Source organism: Enterococcus sp. DIV1682a (assembly GCF_051711005.1).
Taxonomy (GTDB): domain Bacteria; phylum Bacillota; class Bacilli; order Lactobacillales; family Enterococcaceae; genus Enterococcus_B; species Enterococcus_B hirae.
In genome coordinates this window covers 2,136,267-2,148,375 of record NZ_JBIOLT010000001.1, presented here as the reverse complement: position 1 = coordinate 2,148,375, position 12,109 = coordinate 2,136,267, and the positions used below count along the sequence as shown (strand labels likewise).

Below are 12,109 nucleotides of genomic sequence, written 5' to 3'. Positions count from 1 at the left end.
GTATCTGATTTAGATGAAGACAGCTGCTTTTTGCAACGGTGAATTGATTCAAACTCAAATAAACTTAACCAAAAAGCAGCTTTTTCTTTTTATACGTGGAGGAGAGTTCCACGACTCATAATTTTAAAGGAGTGCATACTGTCATGCGTAAACCAATTATCGCTGGTAACTGGAAAATGAACAAAACTGCATCTGAAGCAAAAGAATTTGCTGAAGCAGTAAAAAACAACATCCCTTCAAATGAAAAAGTTGATTCTGTTATCGGATCACCTGCTTTGTTCTTACAAGAACTAATGGCTTCAGCTGAAGGAACAGAATTAAAAATCTCAGCACAAAACTGCTACTGGGAAAACTCAGGTGCATTCACAGGTGAAACTTCACCAGCTGCTTTAGCAGACTTAGGTGTGGACTATGTGATCATCGGACATTCAGAACGTCGTGAATACTTCCATGAAACAGATGAAGACATCAACAAAAAAGCGAAAGCTATCTTTGCAAACGGCATGATCCCAATTCTTTGCTGTGGTGAATCTTTAGAAACTTACGAAGCTGGAAAAACAGCTGAATGGATCGAAGGACAAATCACTGCTGGTCTTGAAGGATTAACAGATGGCCAAGTAAGCAACATGGTTATTGCTTATGAACCAATCTGGGCAATCGGTACTGGTAAATCAGCTGATGCACAAATTGCTGACGAAATCTGTGGCGTTGTACGTCAAACAGTTGAAAAATTATACGGCAAAGAAGTATCTGATGCAGTACGTATCCAATACGGTGGTTCTGTAAAACCAGAAAACATTGCTGAATATATGGCGAAAGAAAATGTTGACGGAGCATTAGTTGGTGGCGCAAGCTTACAAGCTGATTCATTCTTAGCATTATTAGACGCTGTAAAATAATTAGTGAAAATTTGCGAAAAATGCAAGAAATGTTTGCACTAACGCCTAAAATTAACTAAAATCGTATATGAGGGAAATCCCTTAGGAAAAAACAAACTCAAAGGAGAGACAAAACATGTCAATTATTACTGATGTTTACGCTCGCGAGATCTTAGACTCACGCGGTAACCCAACAATCGAAGTAGAAGTATACACAGAAAGCGGAGCTTTTGGCCGTGGAATGGTTCCTTCAGGTGCTTCAACTGGTGAATACGAAGCCGTTGAATTACGTGATGGAGACAAAGCTCGTTATGGCGGTAAAGGTGTAACTAAAGCTGTTGACAACGTAAACAACATCATTGCTGAAGCAATCATTGGCTACGATGTACGTGACCAAATGGCAATCGATAAAGCTATGATCGCTTTAGACGGAACTCCTAACAAAGGTAAATTAGGTGCGAACGCAATTTTAGGTGTATCTATCGCTGTTGCTCGTGCAGCTGCTGACTACCTAGAAGTACCTTTATACCACTACCTAGGCGGATTCAATACAAAAGTTTTACCAACTCCAATGATGAACATCATCAACGGTGGATCACATGCGGATAACTCAATCGACTTCCAAGAATTCATGATCATGCCTGTTGGCGCTCCAACATTCAAAGAAGCTCTACGTATGGGTGCTGAAGTATTCCACGCATTAGCAGCAATCTTGAAATCTCGTGGATTAGCTACTTCTGTTGGTGACGAAGGTGGATTCGCTCCTAACCTTGGTTCAAACGAAGAAGGTTTTGAAGTAATCATCGAAGCAATCGAAAAAGCTGGCTATGTACCTGGTAAAGACGTTGTTCTTGCTATGGATGCTGCTTCTTCAGAATTCTACGACAAAGAAAAAGGTGTTTACGTATTAGCTGATTCAGGCGAAGGCGAAAAAACAACTGACGAAATGATCAAATTCTACGAAGAATTAGTTTCTAAATATCCAATCATCTCAATCGAAGACGGATTAGACGAAAACGACTGGGACGGATTCAAGAAATTAACTGACGTATTAGGCGACAAAGTTCAATTAGTTGGTGACGACTTGTTCGTAACAAACACTCAAAAATTATCTGAAGGTATTGAAAAAGGAATCGCTAACTCAATCCTAATCAAAGTTAACCAAATCGGTACTTTGACAGAAACTTTTGAAGCAATCGAAATGGCTAAAGAAGCTGGCTACACAGCAGTTGTTTCTCACCGTTCAGGTGAAACAGAAGATTCAACAATCTCTGATATTGCTGTTGCAACAAACGCTGGTCAAATCAAAACTGGTTCTCTATCACGTACTGACCGTATTGCTAAATACAACCAATTACTACGTATCGAAGACCAATTAGGCGAAGTTGCTGAATACAAAGGTTTGAAATCTTTCTACAACTTAAAAAACAAATAATTTTAGGACGATCAAATAAGTACGACGATAGCAGAGCGTCGATTATATAGCTGTGCTGGTCTACTTCATTCTAAAGTTATTAAAAAGTACCTTTCTCTTATCTTGAAGATAGGAGAAAGGTCTTTTTTTGCAGAAAAAATTTAGAGATTATCCTAACAAAAACTGAATTACATAATCGTTTTTTGTCACGTTTACAAACGATTTAATTATTGCTAAGATATTATGATAAAAGGAAAAAAAAGAATAATGAGGAAAGTGTATGAAAGCAAAAATTTTAAAGGGGTTCAAATGGTTCGGTATTTTGCTTCTCAGTACCATTTTATTGGTCGTGATTGCTTTTCAAGTTTCACCGAGACCGGGTGCTTATGTGATCCGACATCTGTTTAGCGATGCTGTAACGATCACAGATAAAGAAACGTATGAACAAGCAAAAGATTCCACCAGTTCGCTCACTGATCGTTCTTATCAATCACAATTCAAAAAAAACAACTACGATATCTATTATCCTAAAGGCAGTGAGGGACCTTTACCCACGTTGATCTGGGTTCACGGTGGAGGCTATGTGAGCGGGGATAAAGCAGGTGTAAAAGAATTTGCAACAAGATTAGCTTCAGATACGCACATCGCAGTTGTTGCTATGAACTATGAACCGGCACCTAGCTCTCAGTATCCCAATCAAGTAGTCCAAGTCAATGAATTAGTCCAACAATTAAAAAAAGAGAACAATCAGAAGTTGGATCTTTCAAAGCTGATTTTTGGTGGCGATAGTGCAGGCGCTCAGATTGCCTTACAGTATGTCACTATCCAAACAAATCAACAGTATGCAAAAGAAATGAAGATGAAACAAATGATTGATCCAACAGCGATCAAAGGGACTATTTCTTACTGTGGACCAGTTGATTTGCAACAAACGGCAAAACAGCAATCGAGTGATCGATTGATGCATTTCTTCGTTAAAACGGTAGCTTGGTCTTTGATTGGAACGAAAAATTGGCAAACAGACGAACGCTTATATCAAGCCAGTTTAGTTGATCAAGTGTCAAAAGACTTTCCGCCTACGTATATCACAGATGGAAATGCGTATTCATTTCAAGATCAAGGGATTGCTTTCGCAAATAAATTAAAAGAGTTAGACGTTCCTGTAGACGAACTATTTTATAAAGACCAGAAAAAAGAAATCAGTCATGAATATCAATTTAATTATTCATTGCCAGAATCAAAAACTTGTTATGAGCAGACGGAGCGGTTCATTGAAAACTGTTTTCGATCTACAACAGCTCAATAACGAATTGCCGAAGCATCCCGAAATAGCTCCTTCTATTTTGGGGTGCTTCGGTGTCTTTAGACATAGGAGTGTCAATGGCTGTTGCTAGCTAATCGACTGAGAATGGATGAATGATTGAAAATGATACACTGTTTCAGTAAAATAGAAAGAAACAGCAGGAGTGTGGGACAGGATGGGAAATGAAGAAAAAATAGCTATTTTACAAGAAATGATCCGAATCAAGTCAGTGAATGGGAAAGAAGGGGAAGTAGCCGCCTACTTAAATCAATTATTGAATCAACATGGAATCCAAGGAGAAATCATTTCTCACACTGAGGGGCGTGATAACTTGGTGGCGACGTATCACAATGGTCAAGGAAGAGTATTAGGTTTGTCTGGTCACATGGATGTTGTGTCTGCAGGAGATGAATCGAATTGGACCTATCCGCCTTTTGCAGCAGAAATAAAAGGTAATCGCTTGTATGGACGTGGTGCTACCGATATGAAAAGTGGGCTAGCCGCTATGGTGATTGCGATGATCGAATTGAAAGAGTCTGGGAAACCGTTTAACGGGACAATCAAATTATTAGCAACAGTAGGGGAAGAAGTCGGAGAATTAGGTAGTGAACAACTGACAAAAGCAGGTTATGTCGATGATTTAGACGGATTGATCATAGGTGAACCAACCAATTACAATTTGATGTATACTCACATGGGTTCAATAAACTATACCGTTGTTTCTCATGGTAAAGAAGCCCACAGCTCAATGCCTCAAGAAGGCTACAATGCGATCAACCATTTAAATGAATTTATTACGCGTGCAAACGAGCAAATGAATGCTTTAGCTCAAACCTTCCAAAATTCAGCGTTAGGAAAAACGATTCATAACGTTACAGTGATCAACGGAGGAAATCAAGTCAACAGTATTCCAAGTCAGGCGCAATTACAAGGGAATATCCGCTCAATCCCTGAATTTCCAAACGATCAAATCATTGCTTTATTACAAAAGATCGTGGATGAATTGAATGAAGGAACGAACTATCACTTAGAATTGACGATCGACTACAATAAGATTCCTGTGAAAGCAAATCCTGATTCTTCGTTGATCCACCATATTCAAAAACAGTTCAAGCAACCATTGCCCCTAGTAGGTGCAGCAGCAACGACAGATGCAGCTGAATTTACTAAATCTGCTCACTCCTTCGATTTTGTGGTATTCGGTCCTGGAGTCGTAAACTTGCCTCATCAAATAGACGAGTATGTAGAAATCGATAATTATTTGGATATGATTGACACATATCAAGCGATCATCTTGTCTTATTTAGCATAACAGCCTATTTTGGTTCAAAGTACAAATGAGAACCTTCAATCAAATCAAAAAACGCAAAACAAATTTTCATGTTTTGCGTTTTTTTGATTGAATGATTGAAGTAACCGACTTCTATTCGCTCGTGTATTTACTCTAGCTCATCACAACTGCGTAGCTCAAATCGCTCTGTTCACGACCCTTTTCGGCAATGCCGAGACGACAAGAGTGACGACGACTACTGAGAGCAGGCGATCAAGGTAATCGGTGCCCGCTTGAACGAGAATCACGCTCATTGTTTGATTGAACCCAATTCCATGGAGGAACTGAACGATCATGCTTGAACCAGAAGAAGTGACTCCCCCAAAGAGTTTTACAGTGATTAGGGAAGAAAGAATGGTCCCAGGCAATGATAAAACAAGTGCCCAGAAAACTAAGGTCCAGCGGTTCTTATTTCGAGTGAATCGTTGATGGAAAATCAATCCAGCGAGTAGCCCTGTTACCATTTGAACAGGTGAATAATACAACGAGAAGATATCGGTGGTAACACCACTTAATACCCCGCTGGCCAAGCCAGTGAGTAACCCAAATACCGGACCTAACAAAGTCCCAGCGAATATGGTACCGATCGAATCAAGATAGATCGGTAATCGTAGCCATAATGCAATGGTTCCGCCGATATAATTGATTCCGATACATAAAGCGACGATCGTAATCGTCTGTGTGGTGATTCTTTTTTTGCGCATGTTTTTCATCCCATCTTTAATCTTTCCAGATCTTTTTTAATCGTTTCTTCTTGTGCATTTAAAAGAACGGTCAAAAACTTCCGAAAAAATAGATGAGTATCAACTTCTGTCAGAATGGTGCTGTTTGGTGCTTTTTGCCAAAAATCAAAGCGATCGACTAGTGTTTGCCCACGGCTGATTCCTTGCGTTTCAACAGCGGTATAACTAGTAAATCCCTGACAAATGCTTTCGTCGATAAAGTAGGCAACGGCCAGAGGATCATTGATGACACACCCTAGGATTCTTTCTTGTTGCCAGTGAAAATCAAAATAAAAACGAGTGATCGCTTTTAGAAATTCTCCTTCCTCAGGATTGAGCTGACAACAATATTCTAATAAGGTAGGTGTCAAAACGATTTCTCTCGTAACATCTAACCCGACCATTTCAATCGTGTTCCCTAAATTTTCAAACACAAAGGCAGCTGCATCAGGATCACACCAATAATTGTACTCAGCAACTGGTGAACAGTTTCCGTGGCTTTTGTAGGTGCCACCCATTGAAATAAAACGCTCGAAATGTTTCCCTAAATGTGGATTTTTCATCAAAGCACGAGCAATATTGGTCAAAGGGCCAAGTGCAATGATCGAGGTGTTTGTTTCTTTAGAAAAGTATTCCGCCAAAAAATCGACTGCTGATTTTTCTTCTATTTGTTTTTCTTGTACTTGAGCCAAGTTTGTCTCGCCTAATCCGTCCATCCCATGAGTGTCTTGTGCGCTAATAAACGGCTGTTTCAACGGTTGTGTTTCCCCTTGATAGACGGGGATGTCTAAGCGTCCGCATCGTTTCAAACATTTGAAAACATTTTGGCTACCGATCGTCACAGGTACATTGCCGCAGACCGTCGTGATCGCAACTACCTCGATTTCGGGGGACTTGATGGCTAACATCAATGCTAAAGTGTCATCGATTCCAGGATCGCAGTCAATAATTACTTTTCGCATTATTTCCAATCTCCTTTCTGTAGAGATACTTAGTTTTTTATTCTGGGAAGTTTCCGAACCAGTCCAAGGATACTCCTTGATTAAAATGCACGGAATCAGTATACTGGCTTTTAAATAAAATGTAAATGTTATCTTATTTTTTATTCCTATTTGATTGGTTTTAAATTTCAATGAAGCCTAGGGTGAAAACTTGAGCAGTTTTTTTAGAAAATGGTACAATGGAATAGAAGGCTATACGGATTGATAATAGAAAAAATATTTATGGAAAGCGGGGAAGATAAGTGATTGTCATGTATCTTATTCTTATAGTTCTCATTTTAGGCGCAGTCATTTATCGTGGACTTTCTTCTTACTATGCGCAAAAATTAATTCAATCGGGTTTACAAAGAGGGTATGATTGGTATGAGAAAACAGGTCATCAGTTGATGGACCCATCGGCTTTTACGATTGTAGAAAAGCAACGGCAACTTGCGGAAACAGAAGCTGAAGGCTTTTGGAATAAAGGCAAAGAAATCGAAGTCAAAAGTCATGATGGGTTAAAACTGTTAGGACGAATCTTTCAAAGTTCCTCTCCCAACAAAAAATGGGTTGTTTGTGTCCATGACTATCGAAGTGATGGGAAAACAGATATGTCTTATATTGGAAAGAAATATGCAGAAGCAGGGTTTAACGTCTTGATTCCTGATTTGCGTGCTCACGGTAAGAGTGAAGGAGAAATCATCGGAATGGGTTGGTTGGATCGTTTAGACTTGATTATCTGGATCAACTATATTTTACAGCTGCAGCCAGATGCTAACATTATTTTACATGGGAGTTCAATGGGTGCCTCTGCTATCATGATGGCTAGTGGGGAAAAACTACCTCCTGCAGTTCGTGGGTTTATCCTGGATAGCGGGTTTGTTTCCGTCTATGCGGAGTTTCGCTACATGTTGAGCAAACTAACATTTCTTCCTAAAAAAATGATCATGCGCCATGCGAATCGCTATGCAAAGAAATATGCTGGTTATTCTTTGAAACAGGCGTCAGCAACTCGTCAGTTGGGCAGTAACCATCTGCCAGTATTGATCATTCATGGGGAAGAGGATCAGTTCGTTCCAGTCAGTGCCGCTTATACGATCCAAAATGCAACAGCTGGTGAAAATGATCTTTTTCTGATCCCAGAAGCCCAACATTTAGAAGCAGCCGTGAAAGATCCCACCAAATATTGGACGGTTGTTTTCTCATTTATCGAACAGCGAATCGATTGGAGAGAATCAGGTTATTCCGAGTATAAATAATTGTTTGCTAAGAACTAGACTGTTAGAATCAAGGAGAACAAATTATTTGGTCAATACGGGGAGTGGCGAAAATGGAAATCAAAGAAGAAAAAAATCGTTTCGTATTATTGAATGATGAAGCAAAAGAAATCGGGGAAATGACTTGGTCTGATGCAGGACCAGACATCATGATCATTGATCATACATTTGTAGAACCAGAGTATCGTGGACAAAAATTAGCAGAAAAATTAGTGCTTAATGGCGTAGAACTAGCTCGAAGAGAAGGTAAAAAAATTATTCCATTGTGTCCATATGCGAAGAAAGAATTTGAAAGAAAACCTGAATATCAAGATGTGCTTCGTAAATAATCGACTCGTTTTCGTACGATCGTCAATGAATGAAATGACAAAAAGTGGATCTATCCGCTAAATGAACTTTTTTTAAATTAGAGAAACCGAAATTGTAGCAACCGGCTATTAACGTTGTTATTCTTTCGGTTTTTTCGTCTTTTCAGTCTTTGCCCATGAATAAGTACTAATACTAAATGTTATCTAAAATTGGAGCCCCATTCGCAAGAGAAGGTTGTCAGAGTTTTTTTTATATGATAAAGTAAAATAGATGATATTTTACGGAAAGGAGGCTGCTTAATGTATAATGTAATTTTAGGAATCGTGATCGTGTTATCGATTGTAATGGTCATTGCAATCATGATGCAACCAAGTAAACAAAACAGTGCAGCAAGTGCATTTACTGGCGGAGCGGATCAATTATTCGGTAAACAAAAAGCACGTGGTTTTGAAGCAGTCATGCAACGTTCGACAGCGGTAATGGGTGCCATTTGGATGATTTTATTATTTGTACTAGCCTTTTTATCTTCTAAATAAAAAGTTGATTTAACGATTAGTCGAAATAATTATGAATCGTTTTTTCGTTCAAAAAATTTCGGCTTAATTTTTTAAGTAGTTGATTTGAATGAGCGAAAAAAGAATTCCTTTCATGCAGAGCAGTGATTGACGTCGCGGCTCTTTTTTATTTGCCAAAAGAGCGGTTTTGTCCTAAGGGATCGCCAATCTATGTTAAAATGAGAAGAACGAGGTGAACCTAATGAAAAGTCTACCAAAACCCCTTTATGCAAAACATAGCAAGAAAGCTGTGCTACTCTTACATGCCTATTCTGGAAGTCCGAATGATGTGCGCATGCTGGCTCGATATTTGGAAAAGTCAGAATATACTGTCTATGCTCCATTATTTACTGGACATGGAACGCTAGCTCCACAAGACATTTTAGCGCAAAAAACGGAAACATGGTGGGAAGATACGAAACAAGCCATCCACTTTTTAAAAGCAGAAGGTTTTTCCCAAGTTGCCGTTTTTGGATTATCAATGGGAGGAATCTTCGCTGTTCGAGCATTAGCAGAACAGCCAGAGATCATTGGTGGCGGATGTTTCTGCTCGCCGATTTCACCAGTTGAAAATCATGTGCCAGAAAATTTTGAGCGATATGAACGTTATGTGCTAAAACTTGCAGGGGAATCTGAACAGGAAATCGAAGAAACTGTCGCTGCGCTTCGACCATATGTTTATCATCAATTAGCAGAGATACAAAACCAAGCAGCAATTACAGAAGGAAAACTTAGTGACATCCAAGCACCTGTTTTTTTAGCCCAAGCCGGTCAAGATGAAATGATTGATCCAGCTGGAGTCTACGAAACAGCAAAAAAATTAGCCGATAAAAGAGTGACCCTTCAATGGTATCCCAACAGCAAACATGTGATCACCGTTGGAGAGTCTAGAAAATTACTGGAAAAAGATGTGTTGGAGTTTCTAGAGAATTTACCTTGGAATGAGGAATGAAAATGACAAAAGAAACATTGAAAGAAAAAATTATTTTTTTTATTGAGAGCGAGCGCAAAAAAAGCTTTTCAATGGAAGAAATCGCCCAAGGATTGGGCTTGCAAAAAAGTGAAGATTTCAAGCTACTCGTTCAGACAATCGCTCAAATGGAACGAGAACAAAGTGTGGTCTTTACCAAAAAAGGAAAAGTGAAGCTACCATTAAAACCAGTATTGATCGAAGGAACGTTTCGGGCCAATGAAAGAGGATTCGGCTTTGTGACGATTGATCCAGAAGAAGATGATATCTATATTCCTAAAGAAGCAACTGGGTATGCCATGGATGGCGATACGGTAGCGATCGATATCATAAAAACGGCGGATACTGCGATGGATCGTGGAGCAGAAGGTAAAGTAGTTGAGATCCGCAAACGAGCAACTACGCAATTAGCTGGGGAATTTGTAGCTTACACAGAGGAAGAGATAAGTGAAACGGATCTTTATGGGGTGGTTATCCCAAAAGACAAAAAATTGAATCAGTTTAAAGTTTATGCAGCAGCTGAAGGGATTCGACCAGTTGATGGGAGTATCGTAATGGTTGAGCTGACCCATTATCCTGAGAAAAACTATGCGACCAGTTTGGAAGGCATTGTCAAACAAGTAATCGGCCATAAAAATGATCCTGGAATGGATATCTTATCGATTGTTGTCTCAAACGGGATTCCGACAAAATTTCCGGATGATGTCTTGGCAGAAGCTGATCAAGTGCCAGATACGATCGATGAAAAAGACCTAGTTGGCCGGAGAGACTTACGTGAACAAGTGATCGTGACGATTGACGGAGAAGATGCCAAAGATTTGGATGATGCCGTTACTGTGAAAAAATTAGCCAACGGTAATTATTTCTTAGGTGTACACATTGCAGATGTTTCCAATTATGTGACTGAAGGAAGCCAGTTAGATCGTGAAGCTTACGAACGAGGAACGAGTGTGTATTTAACCGACCGTGTCATTCCAATGATCCCACAAAGATTATCAAACGGGATTTGTTCATTGAACCCTCACGTACCAAGACTAACAATGAGTTGTGAGATGGAGATTGATCCAAATGGTCAGGTGGTATCTCATGATATTTTCCCAAGTGTCATCCAAACGACGGAACGAATGACCTATACAGCGGTCAATCAGATTTTAGAAGAACAAGATGAGCAGGTAATGGAACGTTATCAGCAATTAGTGCCGATGTTTCAAGAGATGCAAGAGCTACATCAGATTTTAGAAGAAATGCGGATTCGTCGAGGAGCGATTTCTTTTGAAGACCGTGAAGCAAAAATACTCGTAGAACCAGATGGACAACCAACTGATATCTTATTGCGAAGCCGTGGCGTAGGCGAACGGTTGATCGAATCTTTCATGTTGGCGGCAAATGAAACGGTGGCGGAACATTTTAATAAACGCAACTTTCCATTCATTTATCGGATTCACGAGCAACCTAAAGAAGAAAAGATGCAACGTTTCTTTGATTTTGCTTCCGCACTAGGAATCGTCGTTCGTGGAACAAAAGGAACGATCACACCTAAAGATCTTCAAAAAGTCATTGAAAACGTTGAAGACAAGCCGGAATCAGCTGTTATCAATACGATGCTGTTGAGAAGTATGCAACAAGCACGTTATTCAGAAGATAATTTTGGGCACTATGGATTAGCTGCGGAATATTATACGCATTTCACTTCGCCTATCAGACGTTATCCAGATTTGATCGTCCATCGCTTAATTCGCTCGTATGGACAAGACCCAAGTGAAGCAAATCAAACTTATTGGGAAAATGAGCTACCCGAAATTGCGGAGCATAGTTCGAAGATGGAACGTCGTGCGGTCGAGGCAGAGCGTGAAGTAGATGCAATGAAGAAAGCTGAATACATGATGGATAAAGTAGGAGAGGAATTTGAAGGGATCATCAGTTCAGTTGTTAAATTTGGGTTGTTTATCGAATTACCCAATACGATTGAAGGGTTGATCCATATCAATGAGTTGAAACAAGACTATTTCCACTTTATTGAGAATCATTTAGCATTAGTAGGCGAACGAACAGGGTTAACTTTTAAAATCGGTCAAAAAGTGCGGGTAAAAGTCATCAAAGCAGATCCGGAAGAACGTGCAATCGACTTTGAATTGATTGATGCAGAAGAAATCGTTCCATTAGAACGTCCAAAAACGTCAAACAAAAATCGTCCTTCTAATCGTCATCAAAAACGTTCATCAAAATCTCATACTGAACGGAATGGAAAGAAAAATTCCTATTCAAATGAGCGGAAAAAAGGAAAAGGACCATCTAATAAAAAAGGGAAAAAACCTTTTTATAAGGGAATTAAGAAGAAAAAGAAAAAATAAACAATAACCACTATGAATACC

Annotated in this window: 11 protein-coding genes and 1 riboswitch; of the genes, 9 read left to right on the top strand and 2 right to left on the bottom strand. The window is 39.4% G+C overall.

Going from position 1 to position 12,109, the window contains the following annotated elements; translation table 11 throughout:
* Positions 1-143 precede the first annotated feature (143 nt).
* From tpiA to IGJ23_RS09835, 4 genes are all read left to right on the top strand, one after another.
* A complete protein-coding gene (gene tpiA, locus IGJ23_RS09850) occupies positions 144-899 on the top strand; it encodes a triose-phosphate isomerase (RefSeq protein WP_010718612.1) in 756 nt (251 codons plus the stop codon).
* Between the two features lie 115 nt (positions 900-1,014).
* Positions 1,015-2,313, top strand: a complete 1,299-nt coding sequence (gene eno, locus IGJ23_RS09845; protein ID WP_010718611.1) for a phosphopyruvate hydratase — start codon at positions 1,015-1,017, stop codon at positions 2,311-2,313.
* Between the two features lie 259 nt (positions 2,314-2,572).
* Positions 2,573-3,598 (top strand): alpha/beta hydrolase, encoded by a 1,026-nt coding sequence (locus IGJ23_RS09840; RefSeq protein WP_438774904.1) that lies wholly within the window; start codon positions 2,573-2,575, stop codon positions 3,596-3,598.
* 172 nt (positions 3,599-3,770) lie between these two features.
* Positions 3,771-4,907: an ArgE/DapE family deacylase gene (locus tag IGJ23_RS09835; protein ID WP_438774903.1), complete on the top strand. Its 1,137-nt coding sequence runs from the start codon at positions 3,771-3,773 to the stop codon at positions 4,905-4,907.
* A gap of 155 nt (positions 4,908-5,062) precedes the next feature.
* Here the strand turns inward: IGJ23_RS09835 and IGJ23_RS09830 are convergent, their stop codons facing one another.
* Both IGJ23_RS09830 and IGJ23_RS09825 read right to left on the bottom strand, forming a co-directional pair.
* Positions 5,063-5,629, bottom strand: coding sequence for an ECF transporter S component (locus IGJ23_RS09830; protein WP_438774902.1), 567 nt, complete (start codon positions 5,627-5,629; stop codon positions 5,063-5,065).
* Positions 5,630-5,634: 5 nt separating this feature from the next.
* A complete protein-coding gene (locus IGJ23_RS09825; protein ID WP_438774900.1) occupies positions 5,635-6,609 on the bottom strand; it encodes a nucleoside hydrolase in 975 nt (324 codons plus the stop codon).
* A 23-nt stretch (positions 6,610-6,632) separates the two neighbouring features.
* Positions 6,633-6,677: riboswitch (PreQ1 riboswitch) on the bottom strand.
* Between the two features lie 222 nt (positions 6,678-6,899).
* Between IGJ23_RS09825 and IGJ23_RS09820 the strand changes: the two genes are divergently transcribed.
* The 5 genes from IGJ23_RS09820 (at position 6,900) to rnr (ending at position 12,088) form a co-directional block, all read left to right on the top strand.
* Positions 6,900-7,886, top strand: coding sequence for an alpha/beta hydrolase (locus IGJ23_RS09820; RefSeq protein WP_218033812.1), 987 nt, complete (start codon positions 6,900-6,902; stop codon positions 7,884-7,886).
* Between the two features lie 71 nt (positions 7,887-7,957).
* A complete protein-coding gene (locus IGJ23_RS09815; protein ID WP_010718605.1) occupies positions 7,958-8,233 on the top strand; it encodes a GNAT family N-acetyltransferase in 276 nt (91 codons plus the stop codon).
* Between the two features lie 279 nt (positions 8,234-8,512).
* Positions 8,513-8,749: a preprotein translocase subunit SecG gene (secG, locus tag IGJ23_RS09810; protein ID WP_010718604.1), complete on the top strand. Its 237-nt coding sequence runs from the start codon at positions 8,513-8,515 to the stop codon at positions 8,747-8,749.
* A 220-nt stretch (positions 8,750-8,969) separates the two neighbouring features.
* On the top strand, positions 8,970-9,719 hold the full coding sequence (locus tag IGJ23_RS09805) for an alpha/beta hydrolase (RefSeq protein ID WP_438774899.1): 750 nt from the start codon (positions 8,970-8,972) through the stop codon (positions 9,717-9,719).
* Between the two features lie 2 nt (positions 9,720-9,721).
* On the top strand, positions 9,722-12,088 hold the full coding sequence (gene rnr / locus IGJ23_RS09800; RefSeq protein WP_438774898.1) for a ribonuclease R: 2,367 nt from the start codon (positions 9,722-9,724) through the stop codon (positions 12,086-12,088).
* Positions 12,089-12,109: the final 21 nt, after the last annotated feature.